Source organism: Anabaena sp. WFMT, assembly GCF_051781005.1.
Taxonomy (GTDB): Bacteria; Cyanobacteriota; Cyanobacteriia; order Cyanobacteriales; family Nostocaceae; genus Anabaena.
Map to the genome: position 1 here is coordinate 386,293 of NZ_JBPWOA010000002.1, position 19,473 is coordinate 405,765.

General features: G+C 35.3%; 13 protein-coding genes and 1 pseudogene. 6 read left to right on the forward strand and 8 right to left on the reverse strand.

Going from position 1 to position 19,473, the window contains the following annotated elements; all coding sequences use genetic code 11:
- Nucleotides 1-132: 132 nt before the first annotated feature.
- A complete protein-coding gene (locus tag ACSQ6I_RS01980; protein WP_438888597.1) occupies nt 133-2,298 on the reverse strand; it encodes a DEAD/DEAH box helicase in 2,166 nt (721 codons plus the stop codon).
- 124 nt (nt 2,299-2,422) lie between these two features.
- Between ACSQ6I_RS01980 and ACSQ6I_RS01985 the strand changes: the two genes are divergently transcribed.
- Nucleotides 2,423-3,814 carry a serine/threonine protein kinase gene (locus ACSQ6I_RS01985; protein ID WP_438888598.1) on the forward strand — a complete coding sequence of 464 codons (1,392 nt, stop codon included), beginning with the start codon at nt 2,423-2,425 and terminating at the stop codon, nt 3,812-3,814.
- 241 nt (nt 3,815-4,055) lie between these two features.
- Here the strand turns inward: ACSQ6I_RS01985 and ACSQ6I_RS01990 are convergent, their stop codons facing one another.
- The 3 genes from ACSQ6I_RS01990 to ACSQ6I_RS02000 all read right to left on the reverse strand — a co-directional run bounded on the left by ACSQ6I_RS01990 (nt 4,056) and on the right by ACSQ6I_RS02000 (nt 8,139).
- Nucleotides 4,056-5,381 (reverse strand): ATP-binding protein, encoded by a 1,326-nt coding sequence (locus tag ACSQ6I_RS01990; RefSeq protein WP_438888599.1) that lies wholly within the window; start codon nt 5,379-5,381, stop codon nt 4,056-4,058.
- A 28-nt stretch (nt 5,382-5,409) separates the two neighbouring features.
- A complete protein-coding gene (locus ACSQ6I_RS01995) occupies nt 5,410-6,684 on the reverse strand; it encodes a tellurite resistance TerB C-terminal domain-containing protein (protein ID WP_438888600.1) in 1,275 nt (424 codons plus the stop codon).
- 126 nt (nt 6,685-6,810) lie between these two features.
- The gene (locus ACSQ6I_RS02000) at nt 6,811-8,139 is read right to left on the reverse strand and encodes an ATP-binding protein (RefSeq protein ID WP_438888601.1); all 1,329 of its coding nucleotides are present in this window, start codon (nt 8,137-8,139) and stop codon (nt 6,811-6,813) included.
- Nucleotides 8,140-8,216: 77 nt separating this feature from the next.
- On the opposite strand from ACSQ6I_RS02000, the gene ACSQ6I_RS02005 reads away from it, so the two are divergent.
- From ACSQ6I_RS02005 to ACSQ6I_RS02020, 4 genes are all read left to right on the forward strand, one after another.
- Complete coding sequence (locus ACSQ6I_RS02005) at nt 8,217-8,531, forward strand: TMEM14 family protein (protein WP_438888602.1); 315 nt, start codon at nt 8,217-8,219, stop codon at nt 8,529-8,531.
- A 455-nt stretch (nt 8,532-8,986) separates the two neighbouring features.
- A complete protein-coding gene (locus ACSQ6I_RS02010) occupies nt 8,987-10,225 on the forward strand; it encodes a phosphotransferase (protein WP_438888604.1) in 1,239 nt (412 codons plus the stop codon).
- A 152-nt stretch (nt 10,226-10,377) separates the two neighbouring features.
- Complete coding sequence (locus ACSQ6I_RS02015) at nt 10,378-11,469, forward strand: T3SS effector HopA1 family protein (RefSeq protein ID WP_438888605.1); 1,092 nt, start codon at nt 10,378-10,380, stop codon at nt 11,467-11,469.
- 156 nt (nt 11,470-11,625) lie between these two features.
- The gene (locus ACSQ6I_RS02020) at nt 11,626-12,075 is read left to right on the forward strand and encodes an acyl-CoA thioesterase (protein WP_438888606.1); all 450 of its coding nucleotides are present in this window, start codon (nt 11,626-11,628) and stop codon (nt 12,073-12,075) included.
- 546 nt (nt 12,076-12,621) lie between these two features.
- Here ACSQ6I_RS02020 and ACSQ6I_RS02025 read toward each other — a convergent pair.
- From ACSQ6I_RS02025 to menA, 4 genes and pseudogenes are all read right to left on the reverse strand, one after another.
- Nucleotides 12,622-13,765, reverse strand: a pseudogene (locus ACSQ6I_RS02025) (IS4 family transposase).
- A 378-nt stretch (nt 13,766-14,143) separates the two neighbouring features.
- Nucleotides 14,144-15,538 (reverse strand): 2-succinylbenzoate--CoA ligase, encoded by a 1,395-nt coding sequence (locus ACSQ6I_RS02030; RefSeq protein ID WP_438888608.1) that lies wholly within the window; start codon nt 15,536-15,538, stop codon nt 14,144-14,146.
- The gene (locus tag ACSQ6I_RS02035; protein WP_438888609.1) at nt 15,523-16,539 is read right to left on the reverse strand and encodes an o-succinylbenzoate synthase; all 1,017 of its coding nucleotides are present in this window, start codon (nt 16,537-16,539) and stop codon (nt 15,523-15,525) included. The genes ACSQ6I_RS02030 and ACSQ6I_RS02035 overlap by 16 nt, the downstream gene beginning before the upstream one ends.
- Nucleotides 16,539-17,438: a 2-carboxy-1,4-naphthoquinone phytyltransferase gene (gene menA / locus ACSQ6I_RS02040; protein ID WP_438888611.1), complete on the reverse strand. Its 900-nt coding sequence runs from the start codon at nt 17,436-17,438 to the stop codon at nt 16,539-16,541. Before menA ends, ACSQ6I_RS02035 begins: the two co-directional genes overlap by 1 nt.
- A 533-nt stretch (nt 17,439-17,971) precedes the next feature.
- On the opposite strand from menA, the gene ACSQ6I_RS02045 reads away from it, so the two are divergent.
- The gene (locus tag ACSQ6I_RS02045) at nt 17,972-19,381 is read left to right on the forward strand and encodes an isochorismate synthase (RefSeq protein ID WP_438888612.1); all 1,410 of its coding nucleotides are present in this window, start codon (nt 17,972-17,974) and stop codon (nt 19,379-19,381) included.
- The last annotated feature ends 92 nt before the right edge of the window (nt 19,382-19,473 follow it).

A 19,473-nucleotide genomic window follows, 5' to 3' on the forward strand; every position in this document is an offset into this window, starting at 1 on the left:
TTCCTCGTATTTTGGTTTGACGTAAGGAAACCCAACATCTAGGCAATTTTGTTGTGTTGCGCGGTAACACAACGCTACTTTAAATTTCTTTAACTGAACTTGATTGGAATATAAATACTAAATTTGATCCTTTTACCAAAGGGAAACTTGCTGTCTTAGTTCTTCCATATCTAAATGATCATTAGCAAAAGCTTTTCTTAAAAGTGCGTGTGGAATAAATTCATCATACTTATTGATTTCTGGTGCTTCCGCATGACTAACTAAATGTTCTGTTGTCATTCTTTGCTCACATAAAGAAGCAATTTCTGGATAAACATTAGAGAATTTACCCTTACCTAACTTCAAAGTCAAATAATAGGGATTTATGCCACCAATACTGGTAATTTCTAACGATTCCCGACAAAAGGAATTAAGCAATCTTTCTAAAGTGCGGTAAGCAACTGTACCCATCCAAGGAAAAATACAGCATTTATTTTTTTCTAATAACAAAATATTTTGTTTATCTAATCCAGCCTTGCGCGTCAGTTTACGAACTTCCTGCAAGCGTCGCATTGCATTTGGTTGTAGATAAATATATTCGACATCTTCTAGCAAAACTTGACGCATTCTTTGCAAAATTCTAGTATGAATATTACCGCTACCACCACGCCAATAAATACTAGCTTTCCCCTCAGATGGTTTCACAAAAATAGCCTTTTTCTTAAAATCAACTTCTATGACTTCCCAACTTCTTCCAGCTAAAGAAAATTGATTACCAACAGCAGGAGGTATAACAATACTACCAATTGCCGTTTTACCTTCTTTCACTACATATTCTTGATTGTCAGGAAATACAGCATAAAACTCAAATCTGTTAACTATCTTTTCTCCTGCTAAACCGATAATCAATTTACCCTGTTCGGTTTTTTGAATATGATTAATATCAATTAAATAACGGAGTAATAATTTATAATCAGTTTCAGAAATGTAAGTAAATGGTGGTAGATTCAAAACTTGTTGAGCCAAAGCTGCTGGTGAAAGTTCTCCCGCTGCTACTAAGATGCTCATTGTTTGATGATAAAGTAAACTGAAAGGATATTTAATAGACTGAATTGGTTCTAGCCAACGTTCTTCTAAATAAAGTTGAATAATAGCGATACACTGTAAAAGTTGCCAAGGTATTTGTTCTGGTAATACAGCTTCTGTTAATGGTTTTTCTTCTGCACAAACAAAACGCATATCCGCAGATTCACCTCTTCTACCACTCCGTCCCAATCTTTGCAAAAAACTAGCAACAGATAAAGGTGATTCTAACTGAATTACTCTTTCTAAATAACCAATATCTATACCTAATTCTAGAGTCAAAGTTGCAGCAGTTACAGCCGGATTATTCGGTTCACGCATGGCATTTTCAGCAGATTGTCTTAAACTGGCTGATATACTGCCATGATGAACATGATATATATCTGGAAATGCTTCTTTTTTAGCTATTTGACGCAAAGAAGAAATAATAGATTCTGTTTGGGTACGGTTATTAGCAAATATTAGGCATTTACGAGATTTAGTGAGATTAAAAATATATTTTTGATCTGTTGATTCTTCATCAGATTCTTTTTCACTAAAAAAGTGTTCTACAGCTAATTTGATTTGGCGGTTACCTGCTTCAATATTTGGAGTAATTACTGGCTGATGTGTTCCTAATTGTAACCATTCTTCAGCCATAGAATAATCGCCAAGCGTTGCTGATAAACCAATACGACGGGGTTCTTTTTTAGTAATTTTTCCTAAACGCTGTAATTGACAAATAATTTGAAACCCGCGTTCAGAACCCATAAAAGCGTGAATTTCGTCAATGATGATAAAACGTAAATCAGCAAATAACCGAATTAGTTCATTGTTTTTGTTAATTAACAGGCTTTCTAATGATTCTGGTGTAATTTGTAGAATACCTTGGGGATTCTTTAAAAGTTTGTTTTTGCGACTTTGAGCAACATCACCATGCCAAGAACATACGGGTATATCTGCGGTTTTCAATAAATCATTGAGGCGTTCAAATTGATCATTAATTAAAGCTTTGATGGGACTAATATACAATACACCTATGGTAGTAGCTGGATTTTCATGTAATAAAGTTAAAATTGGTAAAAATGCTGCTTCAGTTTTCCCGGCAGCAGTAGCAGCAGCAACTAGCAAATGAGCATCAGTGTTAAATATAACTTCACAAGCAGCCATTTGTACTGGTCGCAATTCCGTCCAGTTGTGAAGATAAATATATTCTTGAATGAAGGGTGCGAGTCTAGAAAATGTGCTATTGCTCATAGATAAATTGAAGAAGAACTACAGAATAATCTGTTTCATGTTAGTTGCTGGTTTAAGTAAGCTTACAGTACTGTAGTAACAGGGAGTCAAGTTATAAAAGTAACGAAGTTGTGAAATTAGCAAAATGACAAATCAAGATTTAGGTGATTTTGCCAAAGAGACGCTATTGGAACGTTACGAAGTGCAGCAGCAATTGGGTAAAAAAGCAGGACGTAGGACGTTGCTGACTCGTGACTTGCAAAGCCAAGAACTGGTAGTAGTTAAACTGTTGACATTTGATGATGAGTTTCAATGGCACGACTTAAAGCTGTTTGAACGGGAAGCGGAAACCCTGAAAGCCATCTCGCACCCAGCAATTCCCAGTTACCTAGATTACTTTGAGTTAAATACTTCTGACTACAAAGGATTTGCGCTGGTACAAAGTTATATTCCTGCTGAATCTTTAGAAACACAACTCAAAGCAGGACGTAGTTTTAGTGAAGAAGAAGTCAAGCAAATAGCAACAGCGATACTAGATATTCTTAAATATTTACATGGTCGTCAACCACCAGTAATTCATCGTGACATTAAACCCAGCAACATACTATTAACAAATCGTTCTGGTAATAGCGTCGGTGATGTTTATTTAGTTGATTTTGGTTCCGTACAGACTATTGTGAGAAGCAATAGTACTATGACTGTTGTTGGTAGTTATGGATATATGCCACCTGAGCAATTTAGTGGTAAAGCTACTCCTGCTTCTGACCTTTATGCTTTAGGTGCAACTTTAATTTATTTAATCACAGGTCAACATCCAGCAGATTTACCGCAACAAGATTTAGTCATTAAATTTGAAGAAGCAGCCAATATTAGTCCCGGTTTTAGTAGTTGGTTGCGGAAGATGACCCAACCTATGACGAGTAGACGTTTGGCTTCTGCTGAACAGGCTTTACAAATTTTAGAATTACCTAGAGTTAAAACTCTAACTCCAGTAAAGGCATCTAATTCATTTTTGGGAAAACCTTTTGGAAGTAAAGTTATTTTGCATAAAAATGCTGATTTCATCGAAATTACTATCCCTCCAGTCGGCGGGTTTTCCAAAATCATGATGATACTTTCTTGGTATTTTGGGATAGTTGTATCGCTTTCTTTTTTAATGATTATGCCTATATTTAGAACTATGTCACCTTTGCTGATTCCACTTAGTCTATTAATATTATTTCTGGTTGTGTTTATCTGTTTCTTTGGAACCAAAAAACTTCATATCAATAGGAGACAAATTTATTCATGTTATGAATTATTTGGTATTGAGCGTTATTATCCACTTCCTAGCCTCAAAAAATATATAGTGCGTTTAGAGAAAACTAATACTTTTTATAAGGATAAACCTCAACCTTGTTTAATTATCTGGGCAGGAATGCGGAAATATAAAATTCAGACTGGTGAAAATAATATTTTTTCTGTTAGTACTTTAGAACTTGATTGGTTGGCTCAAGAACTTAGTGATTGGCTAGGCTTACCAATAACTAAAGAGTAAGGGAACACCAAAAAATAAATTACCCAAAAATCGTAGGGTGGGTATGGCTTCGCCACGCAGGTTATAGGAGGTTAGTCCGTAACCCACCATAAATTTAGGGATAATGGTGGGTTAGCGCAGCGTAACCCACCCTACGAATTGGGGATTTTTTGATTTGGAAGTCCTAGAATAGGTTCTCATCTTTCTCTTCCTTCGCGTTCTTTGCGTCTCTGCGGTTAAATGAATAAAAAAACGTAAGTAGTTACAAACTAAATTCGGCTGCATCATCATCTAAATTACTATCTTTACCAGCAGCAGTGGGTTGAAAATTAGAGCCGTGAATCAATTCAGTAAACTTAACTTCTGGGTTTTGATAGAAAACATTTAACACACTAATAAAATCTCTAATAATTTCTCCTGGTGTCAATAATGCTTCTGCACCTAAGCGAGTGATAATTTCTTGGACAAATTCCTTTAATTCACGATTTGTCAAATTTTTTTCATATCCAAAATTAAGAGCATGAATTTCTGTCAAGCGTTGCAAAAGTGTGAGTATTTCTGTTTCAGTTAAAGGATTGAGACGAATAACTGGACCTAAATATTCTTGTACATTAGCTTGGGTAACAAATCGACTTTCTTTTGTGCGTCTGCGCCAAGCTTGGTCTGCAAATAGTCCCCGATTTGGGTCTTCTAAAAATTTGGTGGTTCCACCAATGATAATACCAAGATTTTCAGCTTTACATTGCATGGTATCGTTAAACATTGATAAAAGTCTGTTATAGTTTTTCTCACGAGTAACTGTAGTGGATATTTGATATAAATTTACAGCTTCATCTACTAAAATAAAAAATCCTTTATAACCTATTTCAGCTACAAATTTAGCTAATAATTTGATATAATCAAACCAAGTATCATCGTCAATAATGACGCGCACTCCTAAAGCTGCTTTAGCTTCGGTTTTGGTGTTAAATTCTCCCCGCAACCAGCGCAGAGAGGCATTTTTTAAATCATCATCATCTAAGCGATAACTACGCCAATAAGCAATAATTACACTGCCAAAATCAAAGCCGTGAACTAAGTCTTCAATGTAGTGAACTACTTCCCGAATTTTTGTTTCTACTTGCTCGTCAAATCCTTCATCATTGGGACGCATTCCCGTCTCTTTAGCTACTTCTTGCTGAATTTTATTAATCCATCCTTCCAGAATAGAAACTAACGCACCACCATCAGGACGAGTTTTTGTAGCTAGACGACTCATCAATTCTCGATAGGTTGCTAAACCTTCATTGTGACTTCCTGCTAGTCTGCGTTCAGAAGATAAATCAGCGTCAGCAACTACAAATCCTTGCTCCATGGCGCGGTTACGAATCATTTGTAGCATGAAGCTTTTACCAGCGCCGTAGTTACCAATTATAAATCGAAATGCGGCTACACCTTCGCCAATATCGTTGAGATTTTGTAATAGGCTATTGAGTTCTTTTTCTCGGCCTACTGCTATATGCTCAATTCCTACTCTGGGTACTACTCCCGCACCTAGAGAATTAATTAAAGCAGTAGATATTTTTTTAGAGATTTTAAGCTTTGTCATGTAGTTGATTTTAATGAAAAAAAATTATTTAATTAGGTGATATTGATTTAGTTATCAAGTGTTCATACATCGCTATCATTCTTTTGACATTTAACATATGCTCTTGATAAATTTCGGGAATTTCTTCACCTGTTTCAATAATTAGTTCACCAAGGGTGTTATTGGCAATTTCATTTATGGAGTCAATTAATAGATTGGGCATTGTGATATGTTCTTCGGCAATTTGTTTAATGATGGCTTTGGGATTATCTTCCTCGACTATGGCTTTTAATACTTGAATTTCATAGGTTGGCAGGTTTTCTAGAAAATGACTCCATTCTGGCGGTAAATTTGAAGTTTGTGCTTGAGAATCTATGGGTTCTAGTAATTCATCGAAAGGAAATAATTCAATCTCATCTTCTTGAGTATTTTCAGACAATGTTTCTGGATTGAGTGTTTCCATGTTCTGGAGTAATTCCCAAACTTGGTTTTGCAACAAGTCGCGTTCATCTTGCAATAATGCAATTTGATTTTGCAATTGATTGATTTCTGCCTGTTGTGTTTGTGTTTGGGTTTGTAAATTAGTCAGATTATTTGCTACAATTTCTCTAGCAGTTGTTGTATCTATGAGTAGGTTATTTTGCTGGGCTATTTTAATTTCTAATTCTTGAATTTCTGTTCGCAGTTCATATAATTTTTCTTCTAGTTGGGGTTTGAGTCTATTTACGAGGGTTAAATTACTTTCTATTTCCTGTTTTTCTTGCTTGCAGGCTTCAATTTGAGTTTGCAGTTGGGTAAGTTCTGAACGCGATACATTAGAGTTTAGTTCTAGACGGCGTTTTTCGGCTGTGAGATGGGAGCATGTTTGATTGAGTTCTTCTGTACTACTTTCTAGATGATGAATTTCAGTTTTGAGAGTAATAATTTCTGATTCTAACTGCTTTTTTTGCCCAGCATAACTACCTAATTCTCGATGGAGAATGTCTCTTTGATTGCGGCTTTCTGCTATTTGATTTTGCAGATGCTGTGATTCTGTGTAGAGAATGTTACGATGTTCGTCTATTTGTTTTATTTCTCTAACAATTCGATACTTTAGTCCTTCAAGTTCTCTAATTCGTTTATGGAGAGAACTTAAAATTAGCATTTCATAATTTCTACGTCGTTTATCAACAAATAGTGCGGCTGAATAGGTAGCTAAGACGGTGATTAAAGCTGTGAAAAAGGCTTTATTAAAATCCCAGTTGGGAACGAGACTTAAGCCAAAACTTACACTAAAGGCAGATATTCCGAGAATCAATCTATTACTGACTATTGCTGAGTGCATCTTGCTTGTTTTTAGCGTAGTAAAGTTGTCGGAGTTAGTAGTTATTAATGTCATTATTGTTCACAATGTTTTGAATATAAGACTGTGATTCTATTAAGGGATAAAAAATGTTATGAAGTAAGTTAATTATAGTCTGTTATTATTTTCATTAAACAAAGCTAAGTCTGCTTTTAAGAAGTCAATAAACTGTTGTGCTGTTCTGCCAGAACGACCATTATGGCGAGTTGCCCATTGTAAAGCTTTATATTCTAAGTCTTCTTGATTAAGATTAATACCAACTTGTGCTGCTAAATGGTTAACAATGTTTAAATATGTTTTTTGATCTGCTGGTTCAAAGGTTAATGTTAGACCAAAGCGATCGCTAAAGGACAGCTTTTCCTGCATTGTATCCCAAGCATGGACTTCCTCGTTATCCTTGGGAGTCGGTCTATCACTAAAATACTCACGAATGAGGTGACGACGGTTTGAGGTAGCATAAACAACTATATTTTGGGGTCTAGCGGTTAAACTGCCTTCTAAAACTACTTTTAGCGATTTAAAGGCATCATCATCTTCTTCAAAGGAAAGATCATCTACAAAAATAATAAATTTCTGCGGTACTCCCCGTAATTGTTCGACAATTTTTGGTAAATCTTGCAGTTCCGACTTTGCTACTTCTATTAAGCGCAGGTTGTGATGACTATATTCATTTAAAAGGGATTTGACTAAAGAAGACTTGCCAGAACCACGACTACCGTAAAGTAATACGTGCAGTGCGGGTTGTCCTGACAATAAAAATTTTGTATTTTTTAACAGAGTATCTTTTTGCCACTCATAACCTACCAGTGTATTTAGCTGCACGGGGTCAGGATAGGGGATAGCCACAAAATGTCCATTTTGCCAGCTAAAAGCGCGATATTCGGCAAATAGACCAGTTCCATGTTGTTGATAATAAGCTGCTAAATCTTCTACAGCGTCAGCCCAAATTTCCAAGTGTGGAATAGAGGTAACTAAATCAGTATTAATTTTTACTTTTTCTGGTTCTTGATACCACACCACCGGGGAAACTGGTAAATGAGCAACAACTTGCACCCATTCGCTTAAAATAGCGCTGTTACATTCATGTAAATTTTGTAATATTTGTAAATCATGACGGGCTGCTGCGACTAATGCCGATGGTAAATCAGTAAAATCTCGTTGTTGAGCTAGTCTGGTAAAAGGATTGTCAGCGATCAGAATTTTATTAATTAAGTATTCTTCCCAGGTTTGTTTGCTGGCAGCCAAAGCTTGAAAATAATTACCGTAAGCTTGGAGACAGTCGCGCCCGTCGGCATCAGTGTATCTTATAGCTTGCAACAGATCAAGAAATGCGATCGCTACTTCGCCTTTCAGGACAGATTGGTACAGTAAAAGAGACGCAGCTTGGCGTTGAAGGAATTGAACTTGGGTATAGGACGAAGTATTTGGCGTAGACATCGCTTGATTATCTATTAATCAACTGTAATTGTCTGCTGATCAGGAAAGTAAAATCCAAATCTACATAGGTTGTAACAATGAATTTAGGTATAGTTGCCGCTTTTGGTTATGGCGTTTTAGCACTAGTAGGTGGAATCATTGGCTACATTCAAGTTAAGAGCAAAATTTCTTTACTAAGTGGTAGTATTAGCGGTTTATTGCTAATTTTTGCTGGTTATTCTCAGCTTCAGGGACAAACCTGGGGTTTAACCTTAGCGGCTTTGGTTACTGGCATTTTAGTATTATTATTTGCTTTCAGATTTGCTAAAACACGTAAATTTATGCCTGCGGGATTGATGATTATTTTTGGTATGCTGGCATTAGCAGTGATGGTGAATCAAATTTTTGGTTGATAATTTGTATGATTGCTTAAGTAGGCATATCCCCCTCCTTGACACCAGTAGTTTTATTAGTACATTTATATCATAAATCAACCACGTTATTTTTATAACATATAGAGAAGTATAGATAAATAACTTATTGAGTGCGAACAACATCATCTAGTAATTATTGATTAGCTAGTAATTTTTGCTATCAACAAGCTTTAACTACATAACTCTATATATACTAGAGTTATTATCCTCAATAATGTAAAGATTTTATGGAGTTCTCAGTATACTTTAAAGGAAAAATAAAGCGTATTTTGCCATTTTGGCAGGTTTTACTAACATAAATAAGATATCACTATATAGTAGCAATCGTTATTAATGTTTGCACTCTTGTTGCTATCTACCGAATACTGCTAAGGCTAAATCAACCTTGACCTCAGTAATTATCTCAGCAATTTAAGAAACTAGGAAAAGAATACATGATATTATCACTGTCTTCTCAAAATGTTATCCAGTATCTGCAAAATGCAGGTCTGTGTAGCTCAGGAGATGGCATATTATATGAATCTGAGTTGCCAGAAAGTGGCAGAAATAATCGGAATTTACTGGTGAGTCTAGTAGATGATCGTAAATTACTGGTTAAACAAGAAAATCGTCAGAATTGTGGTAGCAGTCCCCATGATTTTTTTAATGAATGGCTGTTTCACCAACTACTCCAGCAGTTTCCATCTCTTGGCAACATTGCAGCAATATCATCATCATTGCTACATTTTGATGAAGATAATTCTATCCTTGTCCGTAGTTACCTAAGTGAATATGTGGAACTGGGTAAATTTTACAAAAATAACAGTATTTTTACCACAGAAATTGCCACCGCCATTGGTAATACATTAGCGAGTTTACACCATTCCACTTTCCAACGGCGAGAATATCGTGATTTCATGGACACTGCTCCCCAAGGACAGTTTCGCTATAACTTTTACAACCCTGCTCAAGGAATAGGTTCAATTAATCAAGATATTTTTGGTAATATTCCCACTGAAGCACTCAAATTTCATACTCTCTATCAACGCTACGAAAGCCTAGAATCAGCAATTGCTGATTTGTCCTATGAGTGGCAGCCTTGTTGCTTAACTCACAATGATTTACAATTAAACAATATTTTGGTTCATTCCCGTTGGCAACAACTAGATAATTGCTTAGTAAAATTCATTGATTGGGAAGCTTGTGCTTGGGGAGATCCAGCTTTTGATTTAGGAACTTTATTAGCAAGCTATGTCAACATTTGGCTTTCAAGTTTGGTAGTAGATCCCAGTTTAGAGTTAGAGGAATCTCTAAATTTAGCAATGATACCATTGGAGGTTATTCAACCTTCAATCTCGGCTTTACTCCGCGCTTATCTCCATGCTTTTCCCATGATTTTGGAGTACCGTCGAGACTTTGTTATCCGCGTCATTCAGTTTACTGGTTTGGCACTAACTCATCAAATTCAAAACATAATTTCGTGCCATAAATACTTTGATAATAGTCACCTTTGTATGCTCGAAGTAGCTAAAAGTCTTTTAACTATGCCTGAGCAAGCTGTGTTAACTATTTTTGGAAGTTCGGAAACAGAGATTCTCCAGTCTGTAAGCGGATTAAACAACATAGCCAAACCTGAGAAAGAAAAGCAACTACTACGGATTTATTACGAAAAAACTCGCCTACGAGGTTGTTAGTAGAGCAGTCCTAAATGATTCATGGATACTTCTATTCTCTGTGATATTCCCATGACTTACATCACGCTCCGCTATCACCAATAAGTTCTCAACTCAAATAAGATTGCTATATTTTTAGTTAGTATTTTAAATATGGAGGTGCAAATTTATTAATGTTAGATAATTCTACCAATCAAATCTTGAATTCTTTATTTGATATTGCCACCAATATCCAGATTGAGCCAAATTTTTGTATTCAACATCCTCATTATCAACCTTTTGCTCTACCAGCTACGGTAGCAAATAGATTTCAACAAAATTCACAAGATTTACAACATAAATACCTATCTCTACTACTACGCAATTTTCTGCATGGTATTTATTACAATGGTTCGCTCCAAACTGTTTTAGCAGTAAATAGTGATAATGGGAATTACTCACCACAAAAAACTTTAGATCAAAGCTCTAGTGTCGGAATTGATTGGGACTTTTACGAGCAATTGCATGAAAACAATCATGGTCATGGTCATTATGATCCTAATTGGGAAGTTTTGCGACTAGAACCTGATAGCAGTATGGCAGTAACTAAAAATGGTTTAACCTTGTATGTTGAGCCAGAATGCTATCTTCAATCTAGTAAAAAATCGGTCAACCCAGGTGAATTAATAGCTATTTGGATGCCTAAAAATCGCTTGCAAAACGGCTGTTATGTGGCAGTTAGTAATCTGGGACAGGAACGCCAGGGTACACCAAAGACTGATGTGGAAGTAGGGCGAATTTATTTTAATTTTACCCCATCGGGTGCGATCGCACTCATGGATAGCCTTACCCAACAACTAAACACCGCTAACATCCCTTTTAGTTTTGAAGTTCTTTATAACCCCTCAGCTTATGGGCGTTATGATGCTGGTATACTTCACTTTCAAAGACAAGATTATCCAGCAATTCATAAAATTCTTCAGCCTGTTTACAAACAGCATCAATGTTATTTTCAGCCAGAAATTCCCCTATTTACCAAGTTTTTAGCCCCAGGACTAAGTTTAGCAGAAGAACCAAGCCAAAAATTTGCCGCACAGGAAAGTTTTGGGATGAATCGTTGTCAAATCGTTGCTAATGCTTTATTAGAAGCTTGGGATAAAGGTAAAAATGCCATTGAGGAAAGAATGCGGATAATTGATCAACATTTTGCCCAGCATCTAATTGATGTCCAGCGTCCTTATCTTAACCCCAGTTCTGAAGATATATATATCCCCTTAAATTGTTAGTAATCCCAGTCAATTGTGAGTTATCTAGTTATGGCGAGTAATTGTTCCCTATTCCCTAACTATCAACTTACCTTAATATTGGTTAGTGCATTAAAATAAGTTCATAGAGCAGGTATTTTACCTGCTTTTTGTCTTTAATTTAGGAATTTTGACAAGATGATTTTCACCTATCAAAGAACTGTCAGATTTCAAGATACTGATGCGGCAGGAGTGGTGTATTTTGCTAATACTTTAAGTATCTGTCATGAGGCTTACGAAGAATCTCTAGGAAGCTGCGGTATAAATATCAAAACTTTTTTTACTAATCCTTCTGTCGCTTTTCCTATTGTTCATGCAAATGTAGATTTTTTGCGACCAATGTATTGCGGTGATAAGTTAATGATTAGTTTAATACCACAAAAAATAGGTATGGATAAATTTGACATTACCTATGAAATTACGGTAGATGAGGTAATAGTTGCTAAGGCAATTACTAGGCACGTTTGTATTAATGCAAGTAGTAGAATTAAGCAAGAATTACCAAATGAGATGATTTCTTGGTTGGAAACGAACCGCAGAGACGCAGAGGGCGCAGAGAGAAGAAAGTCACGGGAAGAGATAATTTGACCATCTCCTTTTACTTCCTTGGCGCTTGCTGTTTTCTTCGCCTCATGCGCGGATGGGTGGGTGTAAAAAATCTCAGTCAGCAAAAAATGGCTGAAATCTCATCTAGACAAGCTTTTCTAGACTTTTATTTGGTTCACTCATCCGCGCACCTTACACAGCAAGGTTTTCAGCTATTTCCACCCTTGACAGAATTTCTCAAATGGACTATTATGAGACCATCCGCGCAACCGCACCTTAAAAACTACATATATATAGGTTTTCAGCCTCCCACAGTTGAAATTTCAAATAATCCCTATTAGGGCTGACGGCATGAGTAAAGACCGTTTTAACGACTTTGAAAAGCAGATGAGTTGAAATTTCAAATAATCCCTATTAGGGCTGACGGCCTAAAATGGAAATGGTATTGATGAATGCAGTAGGGAAAGTTGAAATTTCAAATAATCCCTATTAGGGCTGACGGGTTTTCAATTAATATTGCACTTCCCATTGGCACGACGTTGAAATTTCAAATAATCCCTATTAGGGCTGACGGGAGGACAAAAACAGTTAAGATACCGATAAAATAAGCCTCATAGCTCTCTCACCCTGTTGATAATACTTCCGCTTATTAGGAGATAGTCTCAATAATGACCTAACTAATTCCTGACAATTATCTATGAAATTAACCCTAGTTTGGGCATATAATCCAATATAAAAACTACTATGTCTTCTTTGTGTTCGCCCATATTCCTTCACTCGACCAACATATTTCTGGATACCTTTGCGTTTAATTTCCTGCCCTTGTATTGTGGCACTAGTATAGGCAATTGATATTAATAGAATCATAGATATTAACCGCTCATTTATAACCTTCGTGTCCTCTAAGTTATAACCTCCACTTTTAAAATCACGGAACATTTCTTCTATATCAAATCGTTTCTTGTATGCAGAAATTGCTAATTCTAAACTATCTAGATTTGTTAAAATAAACCATCCTTCCTTTGGAGCTACTCCTAAAATTTTACGTTTCCATTTACAGGCAACATTAAAACTCGTAAAGCCCTTTTTTTTAGTAACCTTAACTCCTGCCAAAAAGAAAGAAACTCCCGGTGATAAGCCGAGATTATCTAAATCCAACCAAATTTCATTTTTAATTTCTACAAATTCACTCTTTTTGAGTCTTGTACAAAAACATAACCCCTGATCTTTTAACCAGTTGGCCAATTTTATGGAACAAAATTCACGCGTTGCCTAATATGCAGATTTTATAGTTATCAAAAATGGGTAAAGTTTTCTTCAATATCCGTGATTGCTCTTCAAAGTTACTGCTGCCTAACTTTGACAATAATTCAAAATATACAGGGATTGCTCTTTGATCCCAAACTATACTAATCATGAATAAATTTATGCGTCCCCAAGCCGTCCTATCCATCACTACATAAATTAATTTTCCATCACTAAAATATGTTTCTAAGAATATTTTGACAATGGGAAACCAGATTCTCTCAATTGTTAAGTTTGGTAAAGATAAAAATCTCTGTATTTTTCTTTTTCTACTTTCAAATTTAATCGGAATTGGCAGGGCAGTAGCCAAAGCTTCTAAACTTACTTTTTTCAGCGATTGCAACAGAATAATCATAATTTTGAGCAAGATATATTCCGCCAGATTTAATTGACTTTTCAGGTGTGTTTTGTAAAATGTAGGTAACATTATCAATAGATAGTCCTTATTGAGAAAAGTAGGTCTATCTTTTTTTACCATAAATTGCTACAATCTTTATCTGATAAGCTTTTTAGACTAGTTTGTCATCCCGTCAGCTATTAGGGATTGAAACTCTAGAAGCATCGTAAGCAGCGTTATAGCCGGAAGAACGTTGAAATTTCAAATAATCCCTAATAGGGATTGAAACTTATTTAAAGTTTCGCTTTGCATCCCCAGTGGGTAGTTGAAATTTCAAATAATCCCTATTAGGGATTGAAACTTTTGATTTCAAAAGCTCGAAAATAGATGGATCTGTGTTGAAATTTCAAATAATCTCTATTAGGGATTGAAACGGAAATCTCAAGCATTTTAGCTTTAAAAGCTATACTAAAAACTAGGTAAAGCCAAATTATTATTTGCCAGAAAATCCTCAGCAATTTTTTGGAGTTGTTGACAGTTAATTTTTCCTTGTCCATTTCTGGGTAAGTTTGGTAGGGAAATCCAATGTTTAGGAATTTTGAATTTACTAAGTTGATTTTTGAGTTGAGTTTGAATTTCTAAAATAGAGGTATTCGGGTTTTTAGGAATATAAATAGCTGTTAATACTTGTCCCCAATGTTTATCAGGTATACCAATTACACAAACATCAATAACCATGTTGGTTTTTCTAATCGCTGATTCAATTTCTGCTGGGTAAATGTTTTCGCCACCTGTAATTATTTTATCGCTGCTACGTCCGATAATATGTAAATAGCCTTGAGAATCTAAAAAACCAATATCATCTACTGAAAAATTATCTGGATTTTTCCAAAGTTCTGGATAGTAACCTAAAGCTAAAGATTTAGCTTGAATATTGATATTTCCTGTTTGATTACAAATTGTTATTTTGGCATGGGGGAGAATTTTTCCACTATTAATTTTACCATTCAAAAATTCATCAGGTTTAAGTGTGGCAATTTGAGATGCTGTTTCTGTCATTCCATAAGTAGGCGCTAACCTGATATGATGAAACCTCGCTTTCTCTAACAATTCATTCCATGCTGGCGCACCTCCTAAAAGTACTGTATGACATTGAGTTAGCCACTGGGTTAATTGAGTATTTTGCAGCAGACGTTGTAATTGAGTGGGGACTAATGATATAAAAAATTCTGCTGGGTTAATATTCGGTATTTGCGAAAATTCAACTTCTTTAAAGGAAGTAATAACCAATTTGCCACCTGTGGTAAAACTTCGCATAAATTGCATTAAACCACTAACATGATATAGTGGTAATACACAAAAAGAATTAACTGTTTTTAACTGAAAATATTCTGTAAATCCTTGTACAGATGCTGTTAATGTTTCCCAGGTATGAATAGCAAATTTAATCTTTCCTGATGAACCACCTGTAGGAATCATAATAGCATTGGTAATTGGTAATTGGCTTCCGCCGTGAGCGTCAGCCGAACGGTAATTGGTAATTGGTGGTTGTAAATTAATATTATCTAGTCCCCAAACTATATCCGGTTTTACTAAATTAAAAACTTGTTCCCATTCATTTTTTCCCCAGTCAGGATTACACAGAAAAACTGGACATTTGGCTGCACAAGCGGCAATAAAACTGGCTAAAAATCGCACTGGTTCACGTTCAGCTAGAATAATTTTTGGTGGTGTACTCTTTATTGATAATTGAGTTAATTCTGAATATAATTCTGTTGCTAGTTGATAAAACTCTTGGCTATCATAACCAATTAGCCAATCATGATTTTTGATTTTCCGTAAATAGTCTAAAGGTTGTTCCATAGACTTTGAATCCAGTTTTCTGGTTGTTGTGTAAAAAAGTGGTTGATTCCAAAACTTACTGCGCGATTATTTTTAGATAATTCTGCTGCTAATTGCAGTGCTGCTTGTCTACCAATTGAGGTTTCAAATACAGATGAAAATACTATATCAATTTGCAGTCCATTTTTACCAATTGGGGTTTCAAATAAAGATGAAAATGCCATATCAATTTGATTTTTTTGAAAAAACTTCCTTAACTGTGATGGTGAACCAATTATCCCTGGTTTAATTACAAAAATTCCTTGCCAACCTTGCTGAAAGCAGGATTCTAATTGTTGTAAAGTGGCGATAGATTCATCTAAAGCAATTTTGGTAGAATATAAATTACTTAATTCCAACAGTTCTACAAATTTATCTACAGGTAATGGTTGTTCGATAAATTCAATTTTATTTTTGAGATTATCACAAGTTTTTAACCATAATTTAGCTTCTGTATAACTAAGTCCACCATTAGCATCTAAACGCAGTTTGGCTGAATTTGGTAAATTTTGAATGAGTGAATTAAAAACATTTAATTCTTTGTTTATTTCATCAACACCAATTTTCCATTTAAATGTTTTATATCCCTGTTTCCATAAATTCTGCCATTGATTTAAAGCTGCTTCTCCTGTTGGCAATAAGCCGCTATAGGTGAGGTTTTTGATAGATGTCAATTCATGACTTTTTTCTAATTTTTCTAGTGCTGACTCAAAACCAAATTGACAAGCTGGTAAAGTATTAGGAATAGAAAAAATTATTTCTCGTGTTATTTCTGTTGGTAGTTGGCTACAAAAATCTAAAGCTTGTTTTATGGTTTCAGAACCAAACCAACTAATGGGGGAAATTTCCCCCCAACTAACTCTACCTGTAATATCAATGAGACGGATAATAATGCTTTGGCGAATTTCCCAAATCCCATGACTAGTAACTATAGGACGAGTGAATTTTTGGTTAATAGAACGAAAAGAAAATTGATAAACCATTAGCTAAGAATAAATCCTACACCTAACATTAAGCAACTCCAAAACTGTACAGCAACGGCAATGAATTTAGAATTACTAACTTTATCTGGATAACTGTGATTTTCTTGAACATGGCGACATAATTTGAATGCAAAGGGTAAACTTACCGAACTTAAAAGTGTCCAAACTGGGAAAATTCCCAATCCAACTAACAACAAATTAAAGGGATATATACTAGCTGTAAACCAAATTAATACTTTAGCGCCTGTTTCTGTGCCTAAGCGCACAATAGGCGATTTCTTACCGGCGGCTATGTCATCCTTAACTTGGTGAAAGTGTGAACAAAATAGAACTAAGCTGGTGACAATGCCGACAATCACTGAAGCTGCTAAATTGGTGATTGACCAAGTTTGAGTTTGACTGTAGTATGCTGCTGTCATTCCCAAGGGGCCAAAAGCAAAAAAGCAGAGAATTTCACCTAAACCCTGGTATCCTAGACGAAAGGGAGGTCCTTGGTACATATAGCCCAACGCACAGCATAGCAGAATGATAGCAATTACAGCCGGGTCTTGTTGTAAAAGTGCGATCACAATTATCCCCAGCAAACCAGAACCTAAACACAAATTTCCTAACCAAAACATTAACTGCTTGTCACCAGTCAAATTTACCAGCGAGTGATGTTTATTTTTATCAATCCCAGTTTCTGCATCAAAAACATCATTACTGATATTTTCCCAAGCCAGAATTAAAATCGCCGCAGTCATAAAAACCGCAAATATTACCCCATTAAAAACTTTAGTTTCTGCAAATGCTACCGCAGAACCTACCCATATAGGCATAATAGCAACACTATACATTGGTGGTTTAATCGCCGCCAGCCATAATTTATTTTTAGGGATTGAAATTTGATTTTGAGTCATTAGTTGTCATGAGTTAAATTACTAGAAATTGACTTATAGCAGGGAACAGAGAATAGGGAACAGCAATAAAACCAGCTTTGTTTGTGCCTTTGTAACTAAATCTTGTACTTCATTTGTAAGGATTCAGGATACAGAATAGAGAATGCAGAAGAAATCACACTTTAAATATTATGCTTGATATTTTTGTTAACATCTCGAATCTGTTAATTCCTGATTTGACAATTCTCCTGACTTCTGAATTCTTGCCTCCTTTTAACTGCTATATGCTGTATAAGCTAGATTTTATAGTTTTGTAAGATATTTAATGCTGGTGAATTCCCAAAAAATGTTACTTTTGTGATTACTGGTTTACCTCACGGTAATAAAACTTGGCTTTCAATTTTGCAGTCATAAACAGGATAAGTTCTGGAAAACTCCAGAAACCACCTAAAATGACGCTGGTTAATGGTCACTGAATATGTTACCTATAGAAATACGACCATGAATTATTGCACTTTAGGAAGATAACTTAAAAAAAATTAACTTACACATCCATGACAATTTCACCATGTCGTAGCCGTTTTTTTGTAGATTATAAAGATTTGCATCAATTGCTGTTAGCAGTTCAAGAAAAGTGCTGCGAAAATCATACCCAGCAAATTGTGAGTATTTCTCTGGAGATTGACTTAATTGATCCTTTGGTTGTGTTAGATAAGTTTGCCCAAGCAAATACATTAAATTTTTATTTTGAAAATAAAAGTAAAGGAGAAGCAATTGCAGCTATTGATTCTATAACCAAATTAAACATTTCCGGTGCAGAAAGATTTAATCAAGCCGAGAATTTTATCAAAAATTGTCGGAAAAATATTATTAATTTTGGGAATATTCTTCAAGGTTTTGCCGGTTCACACTTTTTTTGTTCCTTCAGTTTTTTTGATCAGCATAATCAAGCAGATTACCCCTTTCCATCTGCTACTATTTTTCTACCTAAATTACAAGTCGCTGTCAAAAATGAATCTTGTGTTTTAGTAATGAACAGTGTAATTAATGCCGATGTCAATATTCAAACAATATTACAGGAATTGAAAACCAAAATTCAATCTCTTCAATCTTTAACAAAACCCAATATTGAAATTATTCCAGCTAAATTCATTAAAGAAAATATTATAAATTCAGACAATTTTAAATATTCAGTATTATCAGCTTTAGAAAAAATTAAATCTAATCATTTAATCAAAATTGTTTTAGCAGATGCCTTAGATGTTAAATCATATAATCCTTTTAATTTATTTAAATCTTTAAATAATCTCCGACAGTTACATCCTAATTGTTATGTTTTTTCAACCAGTAATGGCAAAGGTCAGAATTTTATTGGTGCGAGTCCAGAACGCTTAATTAGTATTCAAAATCAACAATTAATTACTGATGCTTTGGCAGGATCTGCACCAAGAGGTAAAACTTCTAGAGAAGATGCAGAAAATGCGAATAGATTAATTAATAGTACTAAAGAAAAACATGAACATAAACTAGTACTTGACTTTATTACTCAACGTCTATCACAACTCGGTTTGTTTCCACAAATTCTCTCCCCACGTCTACGACAATTATCTAATATTCAGCATTTATGGACACCAATCAGTGCTGTAGTTCCTGCTAATGTTCACCCTTTAAAAATTGTCGGACAATTACATCCTACACCAGCGGTTGCAGGTGCAGCTAGAGATGTGGCTTGTGCAGAAATTCGCCGTTATGAAAGTTTTGAAAGAGGTTTATATGCAGCACCTTTGGGTTGGGTAGATGGTTCAGGTAATTGTGAGTTTATTGTAGGGATTCGTTCGGCATTAATAGATGGCGATCGCGCTAGACTATATGCAGGTGCTGGTATCGTCGCCGGTTCTGATCCTGATAAAGAATTTGCTGAGGTACAACTCAAGCTGCAAGCATTACTAAAAGCGTTGGTTTAATAAACCTTTTCCAAGTTGAGAACTGGAGTTTTTCAAAAGGGAACTCTTAACAGGGAAGAGTATAGAATTTAGGAACAAAACCCGATTCAGAA

Coding starts and splice junctions, on each gene's coding strand:
- ACSQ6I_RS01980 (WP_438888597.1), bottom strand. CDS start 2,298: ATGAGCAATAGCACATTTTCTAGACTCGCACCCTTCATTCAAGAATAT.
- ACSQ6I_RS01985 (WP_438888598.1), top strand. CDS start 2,423: ATGACAAATCAAGATTTAGGTGATTTTGCCAAAGAGACGCTATTGGAA.
- ACSQ6I_RS01990 (WP_438888599.1), bottom strand. CDS start 5,381: ATGACAAAGCTTAAAATCTCTAAAAAAATATCTACTGCTTTAATTAAT.
- ACSQ6I_RS01995 (WP_438888600.1), bottom strand. CDS start 6,684: ATGCACTCAGCAATAGTCAGTAATAGATTGATTCTCGGAATATCTGCC.
- ACSQ6I_RS02000 (WP_438888601.1), bottom strand. CDS start 8,139: ATGTCTACGCCAAATACTTCGTCCTATACCCAAGTTCAATTCCTTCAA.
- ACSQ6I_RS02005 (WP_438888602.1), top strand. CDS start 8,217: ATGAATTTAGGTATAGTTGCCGCTTTTGGTTATGGCGTTTTAGCACTA.
- ACSQ6I_RS02010 (WP_438888604.1), top strand. CDS start 8,987: ATGATATTATCACTGTCTTCTCAAAATGTTATCCAGTATCTGCAAAAT.
- ACSQ6I_RS02015 (WP_438888605.1), top strand. CDS start 10,378: ATGTTAGATAATTCTACCAATCAAATCTTGAATTCTTTATTTGATATT.
- ACSQ6I_RS02020 (WP_438888606.1), top strand. CDS start 11,626: ATGATTTTCACCTATCAAAGAACTGTCAGATTTCAAGATACTGATGCG.
- ACSQ6I_RS02030 (WP_438888608.1), bottom strand. CDS start 15,538: ATGGAACAACCTTTAGACTATTTACGGAAAATCAAAAATCATGATTGG.
- ACSQ6I_RS02035 (WP_438888609.1), bottom strand. CDS start 16,539: ATGGTTTATCAATTTTCTTTTCGTTCTATTAACCAAAAATTCACTCGT.
- menA (WP_438888611.1), bottom strand. CDS start 17,438: ATGACTCAAAATCAAATTTCAATCCCTAAAAATAAATTATGGCTGGCG.
- ACSQ6I_RS02045 (WP_438888612.1), top strand. CDS start 17,972: ATGACAATTTCACCATGTCGTAGCCGTTTTTTTGTAGATTATAAAGAT.